12 protein-coding genes are annotated in these 15049 nt (G+C 72.0%); 5 read left to right on the plus strand and 7 right to left on the minus strand.

The genetic code is table 11. The features are described from left to right. Positions 1-20: 20 nt before the first annotated feature. Both AB0B91_RS53220 and AB0B91_RS53225 read right to left on the minus strand, forming a co-directional pair. A complete protein-coding gene (locus tag AB0B91_RS53220; protein WP_358338775.1) occupies positions 21-2744 on the minus strand; it encodes an ATP-binding cassette domain-containing protein in 2724 nt (907 codons plus the stop codon). Further along, the gene (locus tag AB0B91_RS53225) at positions 2741-4000 is read right to left on the minus strand and encodes an ABC transporter substrate-binding protein (protein WP_358338778.1); all 1260 of its coding nucleotides are present in this window, start codon (positions 3998-4000) and stop codon (positions 2741-2743) included. Before AB0B91_RS53225 ends, AB0B91_RS53220 begins: the two co-directional genes overlap by 4 nt. A gap of 146 nt (positions 4001-4146) precedes the next feature. On the opposite strand from AB0B91_RS53225, the gene AB0B91_RS53230 reads away from it, so the two are divergent. From AB0B91_RS53230 to AB0B91_RS53240, 3 genes are read left to right on the plus strand one after another with little or no spacing between them, the layout of a single operon-like run. Next, a complete protein-coding gene (locus AB0B91_RS53230) occupies positions 4147-5235 on the plus strand; it encodes an alcohol dehydrogenase catalytic domain-containing protein (RefSeq protein WP_358338781.1) in 1089 nt (362 codons plus the stop codon). A gap of 36 nt (positions 5236-5271) precedes the next feature. Beyond that, complete coding sequence (locus AB0B91_RS53235) at positions 5272-5784, plus strand: cupin domain-containing protein (RefSeq protein WP_358338784.1); 513 nt, start codon at positions 5272-5274, stop codon at positions 5782-5784. Continuing rightward, on the plus strand, positions 5781-6155 hold the full coding sequence (locus AB0B91_RS53240) for a VOC family protein (RefSeq protein ID WP_358338786.1): 375 nt from the start codon (positions 5781-5783) through the stop codon (positions 6153-6155). Before AB0B91_RS53235 ends, AB0B91_RS53240 begins: the two co-directional genes overlap by 4 nt. Here AB0B91_RS53240 and AB0B91_RS53245 read toward each other — a convergent pair. Next, the gene (locus AB0B91_RS53245) at positions 6152-8362 is read right to left on the minus strand and encodes an MMPL family transporter (protein WP_358338789.1); all 2211 of its coding nucleotides are present in this window, start codon (positions 8360-8362) and stop codon (positions 6152-6154) included. The two genes, AB0B91_RS53240 and AB0B91_RS53245, sit on opposite strands and share 4 nt — an antisense overlap. A 96-nt stretch (positions 8363-8458) precedes the next feature. On the opposite strand from AB0B91_RS53245, the gene AB0B91_RS53250 reads away from it, so the two are divergent. Then, positions 8459-8986 carry a TetR family transcriptional regulator gene (locus AB0B91_RS53250; protein ID WP_358338792.1) on the plus strand — a complete coding sequence of 176 codons (528 nt, stop codon included), beginning with the start codon at positions 8459-8461 and terminating at the stop codon, positions 8984-8986. A 9-nt stretch (positions 8987-8995) separates the two neighbouring features. Here the strand turns inward: AB0B91_RS53250 and AB0B91_RS53255 are convergent, their stop codons facing one another. Beyond that, positions 8996-10093 carry an ROK family transcriptional regulator gene (locus tag AB0B91_RS53255; RefSeq protein ID WP_358338795.1) on the minus strand — a complete coding sequence of 366 codons (1098 nt, stop codon included), beginning with the start codon at positions 10091-10093 and terminating at the stop codon, positions 8996-8998. Positions 10094-10193: 100 nt separating this feature from the next. Between AB0B91_RS53255 and AB0B91_RS53260 the strand changes: the two genes are divergently transcribed. Continuing rightward, positions 10194-11420, plus strand: coding sequence for a Gfo/Idh/MocA family oxidoreductase (locus tag AB0B91_RS53260; RefSeq protein WP_358338798.1), 1227 nt, complete (start codon positions 10194-10196; stop codon positions 11418-11420). A 41-nt stretch (positions 11421-11461) separates the two neighbouring features. Here AB0B91_RS53260 and AB0B91_RS53265 read toward each other — a convergent pair whose 3' ends face one another. The 3 genes from AB0B91_RS53265 to AB0B91_RS53275 form a co-directional block, all read right to left on the minus strand. Then, positions 11462-13648: a PASTA domain-containing protein gene (locus AB0B91_RS53265; protein WP_358338801.1), complete on the minus strand. Its 2187-nt coding sequence runs from the start codon at positions 13646-13648 to the stop codon at positions 11462-11464. Positions 13649-13758: 110 nt separating this feature from the next. After that, positions 13759-14184 carry a hypothetical protein gene (locus tag AB0B91_RS53270; RefSeq protein WP_358338805.1) on the minus strand — a complete coding sequence of 142 codons (426 nt, stop codon included), beginning with the start codon at positions 14182-14184 and terminating at the stop codon, positions 13759-13761. Between the two features lie 42 nt (positions 14185-14226). Beyond that, entirely contained in the window at positions 14227-15036 is an 810-nt protein-coding gene (locus AB0B91_RS53275) for a TIGR03619 family F420-dependent LLM class oxidoreductase (RefSeq protein ID WP_358338808.1), read from the minus strand. Positions 15037-15049 lie beyond the last annotated feature (13 nt).

Consider the following 15049-nt stretch of genomic DNA (forward strand, 5'->3'; position numbering starts at 1 on the left):
CTCCAGGTAAGCGTCAGACATCACGTCACCCCCAGGTAGGCGGCAGTCAGGCGGTCGCCGTCCACCTCGGCGCGCGGCCCGGCCCACACGACGCGGCCGAGGCGCATGAACGCCACCCGGTCCGCGATCGCCAGCGCCTCGGTGGCCTTCTCCTCCACGAGCAGCAGCGCCACCCCGCGCTCGCGCAGCTCGGCGAACACCTCGAACACCTGCCGCACGACGAGCGGCGCCAGGCCCAGCGACGGCTCGTCGGCGATCAGCACCTTGGGCGGCCGGGCCAGGGCGGGGGCGAGCGTGAGCAGTTGCTGCTCGCCGCCGGACAGCGCGCCGGCGAGCACGGTACGGCGGGCGGCCAGCTGGGGCATCCGCTCGTAGACGGTGTCGGGCTCGGCCAGCCAGGTACGCAGGTTCTCCTCCACAGTGAGACCGGGGAACACGCCTCGCCCCTCGGGAGCCAGCAACACTCCCGCCCGGGCCCGGCGGTGAGCGGGCCAGGCGGTGACGTCGACGCCGTCGAGCAGCACCCGTCCGGCGGCCAACGGCACGTCGCCGGCCGCGACGGCGCAGGTGGTGGACTTGCCCGCCCCGTTGGCGCCCAGCAGCGCCACCACCTCGCCGGGCCGCACCTCGAGATCCACACCCCGCAGGACCGTGCAGTCGGCGTACCCCGCCACGACCCCGTCCAGCCGGAACAACGGCTCCGCGACCGGGCTAGCCACACGCGAGCGCCCCAGGTCCAGGAGTGGCGCGCCGAACGCGCTTGGGGAGGCGGGCAGGTCTGACAAGGCGGGCACGCCAGAGGAGGCGGGCGCGGGAGGGACCGGAGCGGGCGCGACCTCCACCGGAGCCGCGCCGGCGGCCCGGGCCTGGCGTCGCCGGTGGCGGGATTCGGCGAGCTGGGCCAGCACCCCGTCCGGATGCTTGGCCAGGATCATCCCCCCGGCCCCGAACAGAATCGCCCCCACCTGCGCCGACACCCCCCACGTCTCCAGCAGCTCCGGCACCGCCACAGCCACGAGCCCACCCAGCACGGCCCCGCCGATCCGCCGCACCCCCTGCAGCACCACCACGGCCAGCCAGACGAACCCGGAGAACGCCGGCAGATCGGTCGCGGTGATCGACCCCTTGGACACGGCGAACAGCACCCCGCCCAGCCCCGCGATGGCCGAGGCCAGCGCGAACAGCACGATCTTGGACCGCGGCCCGGACAGCCCCGAGGTGGTGGCCGCGGCCGGAGCCGACCGGACCGCCAGGATCGCCCGCCCGGACGCCGACCTTTCGAGGTTGCGCACCAGCAGCCCGACCAGCCCGATCAGCACGAGCAGCAGCACTACCCGCACCCGCGGATCCGAGGTGTCGGCGAACCCGAAGCCGAGCGCGGGCAGCGGCCAGCCGATCGTCCCGTTGCTGAACGCGTCCACCTGGAACAGCACCTGGTCCGCCAGCAGGGCCAGCGCCAGCGTGGCGAGCGTGAGCACCCGCCCGCCGAGCCGCAGGGCGGGCAGCGCCACCAGCATGCCCACCGCGCCGGACGCCAGCACCCCCACCACGATCGCCACGATCAGCGGCCACCCGGCCGAGAACGCCCACCCGCAGGTCAGCGCCGCCATCGAGGCGAAGGCGGCCTGCGCCAGGTTCACCATGCCGCCGATCCCGGTCACCACCACGAACGAGCAGAAGATCAGCGCCAGCACGAGCCCCTGGGCGGCGCGGTCGACGTAGTACTCGGGACCGGCGACGGTGAAGACGAGCAGCGCCACCAATCCGAGCACCCACGGCAGCCGCCGTCGCCAAGCGGGCACCCCGGCCAGGTGGTCGGGCGGCGGAGCGTCCTCGGCCGCGCTTCCGGCCACCCGCTCCCGCGACCTGTTCAGCAGCACCAGCCCGGCGAACAGCAGGATGACCGGGACCGCCGTCCGCAGCCCGGTGATCTCCTCGAGGAAGTCGGTGTAGCCGGCGACCAGGTTCTGCACCACGCCGAGTGCCAGACCTGCGGCGAACGTCCAGGGGATCGACCGCAGCCGCCCGAACACCGCGGCCGTCGCCGAGGCGAACAGCAGCACGGTGTAGGCGGTGGCGTCGAGCCCCAGCACCGGTACGGCCAGCACCCCGGCGAGCCCCGCCAGCCCCGACCCGAGCATCCAGGCCAGGGCCGAGGTGGCGTCCACGTCGATGCCGCGCAGGGTGGCCAGCCGCCGCCGGTCGACGGAGGCCCGCATGCGCAGCCCGTACGGCGTGTGCCTCATGAACGCCCACAGCCCGGCGGCGACCACCGCCGAGAAGCAGAACGTGATGAGCTGGTCGGAGTCCAGCCGCGCGCCGAGCACCTCGAACCCGAGCACCGGGTGCGGCCCGAGACCGCGCGGCAGGGTGGTGCCGTCAGCCCTCGGCAGCCCGAGCAGGTCCACGACGAGCAGACCGAGCGCGGGCAGCGCGATCGTCAGGCCGATCGTGCCGACGATCTGCGCGGTCTCCCCCGCCTGGGCGAGCCCCCTGAACATGAGCAGGTGCAGCAGATAGCCCAGCGCGGGCGCGAACACCCCGGCGGCCAGCAGCGCCGCCAGCCAGGCGGGCACCCCCGCGGCCAGGTTGAGCTGGTAGAACAGCAGCGCGGTCAGGAACCCGATGGCTCCGTGGGCGAAGTTGAACACCCCGGTCGCCGCGTACGACAGGGTCAGGCCCGACCCCATGACGGCGAAGATCGCCCCGGTGACCAGGCCGCTGAGCAGGTAGCCAAGGATCATTTGAGCGGCACGTTGTCGAAGCACTTCATGCTCTTGGCCACCTTGAAGGCGCCGCCCTCAAGCCTGACCAGGGCGCCACAGCCGTTGGGCTCGCTGTGGTCCTTGGGGTACTGGACCCTGCCGAAGCCGGCGTTCTCGTAGGTGTACGAGCCGTTGCCGATGGCCAGGAACTTCTCCCTGGTCAGGTCCTTGCCGGTCTTCTTCAGCATGTCGAGGAAGATGTCGGCCGCCCAGTAGCCGATGGCCATGTGCTGGGTCAGCGTGGCGCCAGGCGACACCTTCTCAACGTCGGCCTTGAACGCGGCGATCTCCGGCGCGGCCGACTCGAACGGCTCGAACATCGGCGCGGCCACCACGCCCTCCAGCGCCTGCGCGATCGCCGGGTCCTTGAGTATGGCCGGGTCATAGCTGGTGGCGTCGGTCAGCACGCCCTTGTACCCGGCCCGTTTCAGCGCCGAGTAGAGACCCACGTTGAACTTGGTGCCGGCGATGATCGACACCAGGACGTCGGGCGCCTTGCCGCCGTTGGACGTCATGATCTTGTTGACGTACGGCAGCCAGTCGGGCGGCGGCGCCGCGGCGGGCAGGCCGGAGTTGAGTCCGACCAGCTTGAACCCCGCTGCCTGGAACGACTGCGAGATCGTGGTGCCTCCATACTTGCTGCCGCTGGAGTCGGTGGTCTGCACGTACACGGTCTTGCCGCTCGCGCCGCCGAGCAGGTCGGCCATCTGGCTGCCCCACCAGGTCTGCGAGCCCGCGCCCTTCTTGGGCGCCAGGCAGCCGCTGTAGCCGAACCCGGTCTTCGTGCCGCACCACTGCGGCCCGGTCGCCCAGCCGAACCACGGCACGCCCTGCTGCTCCAGGAAGGCGGCGCCGCCGAAGTTGGGCGCGTGCACCGGCACCAGCGCGAACACCTGGTCCTTCTGCACGAGCTTCTTGGCCGCGGCGTCGCCCTTGGCCGCGTCCTGATTGTCGTCCTCCGCGCCGACGAACTCGATCTTCCGCCCGTTGACGCCGCCTTCGGCGTTGGCCCGCTCGAACCTGGCCTTCGCCCCGATCTCGGCGTCCTTGGTGGAGTAGCCGCTGGCGCTGGTCTTCGTCAGCACCCCGCCGACCTTCACGGTCGTGTCGGTCACACCCGCCGTACCACCGCCCGCGCTTTTCTGCTGGGCCGCGCACCCTGCTGACAGCCCCACGAACAGCACTGCCGCCGCCGCCAGGATCGCCGCACTCCGCCGCTGATGTCGTCGCACCATCGTTCTCACCTTTGTACGGCAAGGCGCACGGCTCTTTGGCCTAGCGCTCGCTTGGTTTTTGGTCAGCGTAAATTTGCCCGCCAGGGGTGTCAACGGTGCCGAGCAATCGCTTGCTCCCAATCACCCGTCCGGCTAGCGTGAAGCGCATGCTCATGCGCGCGGCCGTACTGACCGGCTTCCACCAGCCCATGGAGATCCGCGAAGTGGAGATCGCCGATCCCGGCCCCGGAGAGGTGCGAGTACAGATCAAGGCGTCCGGCGTCTGCGGCTCCGACCTCAAGGCCATCGACGGCAAGAGCCCGGTCGTGCACAAGCTGCCGTTCATCCTCGGTCACGAGAGCGCCGGCATCGTCGAGAGCGTCGGCGCCGGGGTGACCGCCGTCAAGCCGGGCGACCATGTGATCGTCTCCATGAGCGGACCCTGCGGCAAGTGCCGCAACTGCGGGGCCGGCCGCTTCCACCTGTGCTCCGGCCCGGCCAGGATGACCGCGATCATGGGCGGCGAGCCCCGGATCACCCTCGACGGCCAGGAGACCCGGCGCTTCATCGGCATCGGCGCGTTCGCCGAGTACGCCGTGGTCCGCGAGGCCACCTGCGTGAAGATCTCCGAGGACGCGCCCTTCGCCGCGATGTGCCTGCTGGCCTGCGGCGTCATCACCGGCGTCGGCGCCGTCCTGAACGTCGCCCAGGTCACGCCCGGCTCCAGCGTCCTCGTGGTGGGCTGCGGCGGCGTCGGCCTCAACGTCATCCAGGGCGCGGTGCTGGCGGGCGCGACCACGATCGTCGCCGCCGACGTGGCCGACCAGAAGCTCAAGCTGGCCGAACGGTTCGGCGCCACCCACACCCTGGTCCCCGCCGACCTCCCCGCCCAGGTCGGCGAGCTGGTCAGGGGCGGCGTGGACTACGCCTTCGACGCCACGGGCGTCCCCGGCGTGCTGGCGAGCGCGTTCGCGGCGACCGCGCCGGGCGGCACCACGGTCATGGTCGGCAGCCCGCCCGCGGGTCATCCCGTCGAGCTCGACCCGGCCCTGCTGTTCTCCTCACGCCGCCTCATGGGCACCCAGGGCGGCGACGCCGCCCCGCACCGGGACCTGCCGATGCTGGCCGGCCAGTTCCTGCGCGGCCGGCTCGACCTCAACGGCCTGATCACCGAACGGGTGGCGTTGGAGCAGATCAACGAGGCCGTCGAGCAGGTGCGGCAGGGCGCGGTGGCAAGAACGGTGGTCATCTTCTAATCTCGCATTCCACAAGGAACAGCGAGGAGTCATGAAATGTCCTACCCCGACGCCCGCTACTTCGGCGACGCCGGCGAGGCCAGCGGCATCCTGCGGGCGGCCGACACCTCTCCCGACCTCCGGATGTACGCGCCCGGCGCCGAGCCCCGCGGCACCGACGTCCACTACCTGAGCACCGGCGCCACGACCAACGGCGCGTTCGGCCTGTACCGCTGGGAGATGGGCACCCGCCCCGGCGGCGCCGGAGCGCACTTCCACCGGACGATCACCGAGTCCTTCTACGTCCTGTCCGGCACCGTCCAGCTCTACAACGGCAAGCAGTGGGCGGACGGCAACCCCGGCGACTTCCTGCACGTGCCGGAGGGCGGCGTGCACGGGTTCCGCAACGAGTCCGGCGCGCCCGTCTCGATGCTCATCCTGTTCACCCCGGGCGCGCCGCGCGAGGCGTACTTCGAGGAGCTCGCCGAGATCGTGAGCACCGGCCGCAAGCTCACCGACGAGGAGTGGACGGACCTGTACCTGCGCCACGACCAGTACATGGTCCCATGACGCCACATTTCGCGCTCTCCGCCACCGTGCTCGAATCCACGGACGCCAGGGCGCTGGCGATCTTCTACCAGCGGCTCCTCGGCTGGCAGATCGACGACGACGAGCCCGGCTGGGTGACGCTCCGTCCCCCGCACGGCGGGGGCGCCGGGCTGTCGTTCAACACCGACCCGGACCACGTCCCGCCCGTCTGGCCGGCCGGCCCCGGCGAGCAGCGGATGATGATGCACCTCGACCTCGAGGTGGACGACCTCGACATCGCGGGCGCCCACGCGGTGGCGGCGGGCGCGACACTCGCCGACCACCAGCCGCAGGATGACGTCCGGGTCTACCTCGACCCGGACGGGCATCCCTTCTGCCTGTGGATCCGCTAGGCGGTGGTGACCAGGTCCCTGGCCGGAGGCGCGGCGGGCTCCTCCTCGTGCCCCTCAACCGACAGGTTGGGCAGCAGGCGGTCCAGCCAGCGGGGGCACCACCAGTTCAGGCGGCCGAGCAGCACCATGGTGGCCGGGACGAGGAAGCCGCGGATGACCGTGGCGTCCACGGCGACGGCCACGGCGAGCCCCACACCGAACGTCTTGACCATCGGATCCGGATAGGCGATGAAGGCGACGAACACCGCCACCATGATGAGCGCCGCCGAGGTGATCACCCGGCCCGTCGCGCCGAGCCCCTCGGCGACCGCGCGGCCGTTGTCGCCGTGCTTGAGGTAGGCCTGCCGTACGGAGGTCAGCAGGAAGACCTCGTAGTCCATCGACAGGCCGAACAGCACCGCGAACAGCATCAGCGGCACAAAGCTCTCGATCGGCACGCTGAAGAAGATCGTCTGGAGGTACGAGGCGCTCGACGGAGCGTCCATGCCGACCAGCCCGCTGCCCAGGCCGATGGAGAAGACCAGCGCCAGCGCGCCGAAGGCGGCGCCCAGGGAGACTAGATTCATCAGCGCCGCCTTGATCGCGAGCACCGGCGCGCGGAAGGCCAGCAGCAGCAACAGCGCGCTGAGCAGCACGACCACGCCGATGACCAGCGGGGTCCGCTCGGCCATACGGTCGCCCGCGTCCACCATGGCGGCCACCTTGCCGCCCACGTTCAGCTCGACGCCGGGCACGGAGATGGCCCGGACGTCCCGCACCACCCCGACGGTTCGGCTGTCACTCGGCGCGTAGTCGGGGATGACCTGGATCATCACCGATCGGCCAGAGGTGTTCAGCTTCGCCGGGGCCACGTGCGCGGTCCCGGCCACCGCGTCGATCTCCCGCGAGAGCCGGTCCACGATGGGGTCGGTGGCCTTCGCCACCTTGCCGGGGAGCGTGGCGATGACGATCAGCGGGCCGTTGCTGCCGGGTCCGAACCCGGTGGTCATGAGCTCGTACGCGCGCCGCGAGTCCGACTCCCGCGCCTCGTACCCCGCGTCGAGGGGCCCGAGCCGCAGCGCGAGGGCGGGCGCGGCGAGGGCGCCGAGCACGAGCACGCTCGACAGCAGCACCCGCCACGGCCGCCGCGCCACCCACACCCCCAAAGCGCCCCATCCTGCCCCCTCGGCGCGCTTCCTGCCGAGGAACGGGATGCGCAGCGCGTTGATGCGATGCCCGAGCAGGCCCAGCAGGGCGGGCACCAAGGTGACGGAGGTGAGCACGGCGGAGACGACGGAGACGCCGGTGATCCACCCGAGCGTGCTCAGCAGCGGGAAGCCGCCGAACATCAGCGCGCTCAGCGCGATGATCACCGTGCCGCCGGCGAACACGACCGCGCCGCCCGAGCTCGCCACGGTACGCCGGACCGACTCCTCGACGGGCACGCCGGACTCCAGCAGCCGGCGATGCCGCGACAGCAGGAACAGCGCGTAGTCAATGCCCACGCCCAGCCCGATCATCGTGGCCATGATGCCCGCCTGCTTCGGCACATCCACGACATATCCCAGCAGGCCGATCACGCCCAGCCCCGTGACGACGCTGACCAGCGCGGTGAAGATCGGCACCAGCGCCGCCGTCAGCGTCCCGAACGCGAACACCAGCACCAGCAGCGCGCACACCACACCGATGATCTCGCTGGGCCCGGTCTTGATCTCCTTGTCGGCCGGGGTCGAGCCGTCCGCGGCCACGACCTCCAGCCCCGCGGCCCGTGCCGGGTCCGCGGCCTTGGACAGCGCCTGCGTGGTCTCGGCGATCTTGGTGGTGTCGTTCCCCTGCAGGCGGATGCCGATGAGCCCGATGCTCAGGTTCGCGGCGATGCCGCCCCGCCGGTACGGCGAATCGACCGCCACCACGTGCGGCACCGTGCGGATGCGGTCCACGGCCTGCTCCACGGCCGCCTTCTTGGCCTTGTCGATGAGCAGGCCCTTGTCCGAGTAGACGACCAGCTGCACGGACCCGCCCGCGGCGAACCCGGGGCCGAAGCCCGTGAGCATCAGGTCGTGCGCCCGCTGCGCGTCGGTGCCGGGGATGGTCGCGTCGTTGCTCACCGGACTGCCGAGCGCCAGGCTGCCGCCCATCAGTCCGGCCGCCGCGATCACCCATAACACCAGCACGATCAGCCCATGCCGCGCGCACCAGCCGCCCAGTCGTCCCAGAAAGCGCGTCATCGCCAGCTCCCCCAACTCGACGGCCGTCCTGTACGGTCGTACAGAGATACGTTAAGACAGGAAATATCCGAAGGCTGTAGATCACTGGGAAATGAGATGATGAACACAGCCGACGACACCCGCTCCCGGATCCTGGCCGCCGCCAGGGAGCTGTTCGCGGTCCACGGATACGCGGCCACCTCGCTGGCCGACATCGCCGCCGCCGTGGGCCTGACCAAGACGGCCGTGGCCTACCACTTCCACCCCAAGGACCGGCTCGCCGCCGAACTCACCGCGCCCGCCGGCGACGACATGTGCGCCCTGCTGGACACCGACTTCGCGGGCGACAGGCAGGCGTTCGTCGAGGCACTGGCGACCTTCGTGGTACGCCACCGCATGGTCATCCGCCTGCTGATGGAGGAGATCGTCGGCGCCGACGACGCGCTGCCGGGCTCGCCGGGCGAGGCCATCAGGCCGTTCAGGGACGAGATCTTCGCCAGGCTCGCCGGACCGGACCCCGACGCCGCGGCCCGGATCCGCGGCTGGGCCGTGCTCGGCGCCCTGCAGTGGGGCGTCGTGCAGACGATGGACCTGCCGGAGGAGACGGTACGCGAACTCCTGGTCCGCACCGCGCTGACCATCTAGAGGGGCCATCTAGAGCCCGAGCACCTCGCGTTCGACGTGGTCGAGCGCCAGCCGTACCCCGCCCAAGGCGACGGACTCCTCTCCGAACGTGGACGCGACCACCTCCGGCGCGCTCACGCAGAGCTCGGCCAGGTGGCGGCGGAGCGGGCCGAGCAGCACGTCGCCCGCCCGCGAGTAGCCGCCGCCGATCACCAGCAGCTCGGGGTCGAGGCTCAGCACCAGCGCCGAGGCGCCGATCGCCAGGTTCTCGGCATAGTGGTCCACCCGGCGCGACGCCCGCGCGTCACCCGCCCGCGCCGCCGCGAACACCTCGGCCGCGCCGCCCTCCTTGACCAGCTCCCGCGCGGCGTCCTCCCAGCCGACCTGGCGCAGCGTGCCGATCTCGCCCGCGGCTCCCGACCGCCCGGCGTGCAGCCGCCCGCCGATGAGGATGCCGGCGCCCGGCCGGTGGCCGACCAGGATGTAGACGACGTCGGAGGCGTGCTGGGCGCTGCCCCGCCAGTGCTCGGCGAGCGCCGCCAGGTTCGCGTCGTTGGCGGCCAGCGCCGGGCCGCCGAACCACCGCCCGGCCAGCCCCGCCAGGTCCACGCCCGTCCACCCCGGCAGCGTGAGCGACAGCGACACCCGTCCCGAGCGATCGACGATGCCCGGGGTGCCCGCCGCCACGGCCAGCACCCGTGCCCGCGAGACGCCCGCGCCGTCGACGCAGGCCAGCGCGGCGCGGCGGGCGGCCTCCAGCCGCTCGGGCGCGGCGGCATCCTCGGAGACGGCGGCCCGCTCGCAGGCGACGACCGCACCGTTGAGGTCGGCCACCGACACGACGATCTTCTCGCCGCCCACCTCGGCGCCCACCACGTATCCGGCGTCCGCCCGGAACCCGAACCGGCGGGCGGGCCGTCCCATGACACCCTCGTCAGGCGGGATCTCCCTGACCCAGCCCCGGTCCTTCAGCTCGTCGAGCACCGTCTCGACGGTCTGCCTGGACAGCCCGGTGATCCGGCCGAGCCGGGTCAGCGTGGACACACCCTCGCGCCGCAGGGCCCTGAGCGTGGCCTGGGTGTTCACCTTGCGCAGCAGTGAAGCGTCGCCCGGCCGGAGGTCGGTCAACTTTCGCGACCCTTTCGCATAACTTCCCTATTGACGACTAACTGCATGGATCCTAGCATCGGCCCGACATATGTCAGCCAGTTACATAAGTGGAGGCGGAATGATCACGCTCGCCGTCGTCGGCGCGGGTTCCCGGGGGACCTCCTACGCTCGCCATGCCGTCGAGTCCGGCGGGGCACGGGTGGTGGCGGTGGCCGATCCGGTCGAGAGCCGCCGGGCCAGGCACCCGGGCGCGGCCCAGTACGCGGACTGGCGCGAGCTGGCGGCACTCCCCCGGCAGGCGGACGCCGTGATCATCGCGACGCAGGACGCCGATCATGTCGAGCCCGCGGTGCGGTTCGCCGAGCTGGGCTACGACATCCTGCTGGAGAAGCCGATGGCCGTCTCCGAGGACGACTGCCGGACCATCGTGGCCGCCGCCGAGCGCTCCGACGCGATCTTCGCCGTCTGCCACGTGCTGCGCTACACCCCGTACACCCGCACGCTGAAGGCGCTGCTCGACTCCGGCCGGATCGGCGAGATCGTCAGCATCCAGCACCTGGAGCCGGTCGGCTGGTGGCACCAGGCGCACTCCTACGTGCGCGGCAACTGGCGCAGGTCCGACGAGTCGACGTTCATGCTGCTCGCCAAGTCCTGCCACGACCTCGACTGGCTCGTGCACCTCACCGGCAGGCAGGTCGCCAAGGTGTCGTCGTTCGGCGGCCTCAAGCACTTCAGGCCGGAGCACCGGCCCGAGGGCGCGGCCGACCGCTGCCTCGACTGCGCCGTCGAGGACACCTGTCCCTACTCGGCCCAGCGCGTCTACCTGCCGCTGGCGGGCAGGGACGTGTGGCCGCTGAACGTGGTCACCGACGACCTCTCCGAGCACGGCATCCTCGAAGCGCTCCGGACCGGCCCGTACGGCAGGTGCGTGTACGCCTGCGACAACGACGTGGTCGACCACCAGGTGGTGAACCTGGAGTTCGAGGGCGGTGTCACCGTCTCCTTCACCATGACCGCATTCACCCCCTCCCTGCGCCGGCAGACCCGGATCTTCGGCACCCACGGCTCGATCGAGGGCGACGGCGAGCGGCTCGACGTCACCGACTTCCGCACCGGCGGGCAGGAGAGCGTCGACACCCGGCCGACCGGCGACGGGACGGCCGGCGGCGGGCACGGGGGCGGCGACGAGGCGCTGGTCGACGCCTTCCTGACCGCGGTACGCACCCGCGACCGCGCTCCGATCCTCTCCTCGCCGAGCGAGAGCCTGCACAGCCACCTCATCGCCTGGGCGGCCGAGAGATCCCGCCTGGAGGGCGTGGTCGTCACCCCCGCGAGAGAGAGCTAGCCACACGGCTGTCCGGACGACGGGCGCGTCTGTTGCAGCCGTCACTCCGGGGGCGGAGGGGTTTCCGAGGTGACCGTCGGGGTGGGCTCGGTGGGATCAGGGTCGCTCTGGCCCGCGACGCCGACGGTCACGACCACGGTGGTGCCCGGCTTGGCGCAGCCCCCGGCCGCCACGCTCTGCGCCAGCACCACGTCCACCTGCTCCTCGTCCGTGACCACCTGCGTCTTGAAGCTCACGGTGAACCCGGCCGCCTGGAGCGCGCCCCCAGCCGCCGCCTTGGACTCCCCGACGACGGCCGGCACCGCAGCACCGTGACGGGCGAGGACCAGCGCCACTTTCGTACCACCGGAGACCCGGGTGCCCGCCCCCGGCCGGCTGGACAGCACCTGTCCGTCCGGCCGATCGGAACAGGTGCTCGTGGTCTCGCCGACCACCAGCCCGGCACCGACCAGCGCCGCCTCGGCCTGCTTACTCCCCAGCCCGACGACCGCCGGAACCGCCAGCCCCGCCGACACCTGAAGCGAGACCGTGCTCCCCCGCGCCACCGTGACCCCACCGGCGGGACTGCTGCTCACCACCTGGCCGATCTTCTGCCGCGAGTCGACCTGGGTGACCGCCCCCACCGCGAACCCCGCCCGCTTGATCGCCTTGATCGCCGTCGACCGCTCCATGCCGGCCAGGGCCGGCACCCGCACCCCGGCGAGCCCGGCGGGTGGCGACTGCGTGGCCGGCAGATGGCCGCCCAGTGCCCGCTCTCCCCGCCTGGTCGCCGGTTGGCCGAGTTCGGGCGCGGTCGCGGTCGAGGGCGGCCCGGTCGTCACGACGGACGGCCGCTCGACCGCCTGCGGACGCACCTGACTCTCGTCTTTGACCGTCGGCAGCAGTACGGCGACCAGCACGGCGCCGCTCACCAGGAGCGCGGCGGTGACCGCGAGCGCCGCCCGGCCCACGGCCTGACGCGTGCGCCTGCCCGGCTCATCCCAGAGTCCCGGAGCACCGCCGTCAGAGGAGCCGACGCCATCGTAGGGCGAGCCGACGTCCTCGGCACTGTCCCGCCGCACACCCGGCTCCCCAAAGCCCTGCCGCCGCACGCCCGGCCCCCCAGAACCCTGCCGCAGGACTCCCGACTCCTTGGAATCCTGCCGAGGCACGCCCGGCTCCCCGGAATCCTGCCGAGGCACGCCCGGCTCCCCGGAATCCTGCCGAGGCACGCCCGGCTCCCCGGAATCCTGCCGCGGGACGATCGGCGGCCAGGAGGTGCCGTCGTCCGGCGAGCCGCCGCGCAGGCGGTAACCGGCCGGCGCCCCCGTCGCCTCGGGCTCGGCCATCGGGTACGCCGGGCGGTTCGCCGCCCCGTGCGCCACCGACGGAGCCGGCATCGCCCGCAGGATGTGCGGCGGCGGCGAGCGCAGCACCTCCGGCGGCACGAAGTCGTTGTCGCCGAGCAACGCGAGCAGCAGTTCCCGGCTGGCGGGCCGGTTCCTGGCGTCCTTGTCCAGGCACGCGATCACCAGCTCCCGCAGCCGCCCGTCCAGCCGCCCCAGCTCCGGCGGCGCGGTCAGGATGCGGTGCAGCACCGGCGCCACCGAGTCCTGACCGAACGGCGCCGACGCGTTGGCCGCGAAGCACATCGTGGCGCCCCAGGAGAAGACGTCCGCCGCCCCCGTGAGAGCCGACGCGGTGATCTGCTCCGGCGCCATGTACGCGGGCGTGCCGACTCCTCGCCCGCTCACCGTTGCCGCCGCGTCCAACGCCCTGGCCAGCCCGAAGTCGATCACGCGTGGCCCGTCCGGGCCGAGCAGCACGTTCTGTGGCTTGAAGTCGCGGTGCACGATGCCCGCGCGGTGGATCGCCGCCAGCGCGGTGATCGTGCTCACGGCGAGCCGTTCGAGCGCCGCGCCCCGGCGCGGCCCGGTGATCGCCACCTCGCGCTGCAGCGACGGCCCGTCGACGTACTCGCTCACGATGTACGGCCGGCCCTCGTCGAACCCGGCGTCCACCACCTGGGCCGTGCAGAACCGCGCCACATGCTTGGCCAGCTCCACCTCCCGCAGGAACGCCAGTTTCTCGTCCCCCACGGGTCCGTGCAGCAGCTTGACCGCGTATACGTCCTCGACCCTCGTCCCGAGGTACACCACGCCCTGGCCGCCCTCACCCAGACGCCCGGACAGCTCGTAGGCGCCGAGCCGCCGCGGATCCCCCGTTCTGAGTGGCTGTGCCGTTGGCACGGGGCTGCCTCCCCTCGCCGCCACCCACCGTTTCCAAGTCCACTGAAGGCAACGGACGCGGGAGAGTCAACGGTGGCCGCCGCAATGCCGCCTGACCGTGACACATCCCGTCAAGAATGTCGCGAGAGCGTGCCTGAATAGGTGATGTCCGTGTCACCCTGACGTGTCATCTTGATAGCCACTTGGTCGAGCTCCGGCGTCGGGAACACCCGCAGCATCCCCGGAACGCACCCTTCGCCCTTGACCCGGTCGAGGGTGAACACGAGCCGGCTCCTGGTCGGGCTGAGCCGCCCCGAACACCGCAGTCCCGCACCCCACCGCAGGGCCGAGTCATCGTCGGCCAACTCCATCGCCACCGGGAAGACCGGCCCCGTCCCGGCCATCCCGGCGCGGATCGACGCCGTGCCGGCCGACCCCGTCCACTCTCCCGCCAGCCCGGGGCTCTGCGCCCCCCGCAGCCAGAGCACGAACCCGGCCACCCCCATGACCAGCCCGGCACCGGCCACGACCACCTGCCACACCCGCGCTCGCCGCATCGCCTCGACCCTGCCTGGGAGGCCTCCGAGATTACGGCAGTCTCAGATCAGCCGGGCGTACTCGTCGAGCAGCGGCAGGATCTCGTCGGCCGAGCCGCTGGGCAGGTTGGCCACCGACTCCTCGATGCCCAGCTCGGCGTAGTAGTCGAGCTTCTCCCTGGTCGGCAGCGTCCCGAACGGGATGACCTTGGCCATCGGCCGCTCCGCCTTCTCGCAGGCCTCGCGTAAGGCGGGCAGCGCGGCCTTGACGCCCTTGCCGCCGATCGGGATCCAGCCGTCGGCGTACTCGGCGACGTGCGCGAACAGCTTCGGGCCCGCCGCGCCGCCGATGTAGACGGGCGGCGCGGAGATCGGCTTGGGCCAGGACCACGACGGCTCGAACCCCTCGAAACCGGCCACTTCGTCCCGCCACAGCTTCCGCATGGCCAGCACGTTGGCCCGCGCGACCACGCGCCGCCTGCCGTACTCCACGCCGTGGTTCTCGATCTCCTCCACGTTCCAGCCGAAGCCGACGCCGACCACCACGCGCCCGCCGCAGAGGTGGTCGAGGGTGGCGATCGCCTTGGCGGTCACGATGGGGTCGCGCTGGGCGGCGAGCAGAATGCCGGTGCCGACGACCAGCCGCTCGGTGGCGGCGGCGGCGAACGAGAGCGCGACGAGCGGGTCGAGCGTCCGCTTGTACTCCTCGGGCAGTTCCTCCAGCCCCATCGGGTGCGGCGTGCGCCGCGAGATCGGGATGTGGGTGTGCTCCGGCACGTAGAGGGAGTGGAATCCGCGCTCCTCGGCAGCCTTGGCCAGGTCCACGACCGGCATGCCCAGATCCGTGGTGAACATGGTGACACCAAGCCGCATACGACTCTCCTTG

It is taken from the genome of Nonomuraea sp. NPDC049141, assembly GCF_040648415.1.
GTDB lineage: Bacteria > Actinomycetota > Actinomycetes > Streptosporangiales > Streptosporangiaceae > Nonomuraea.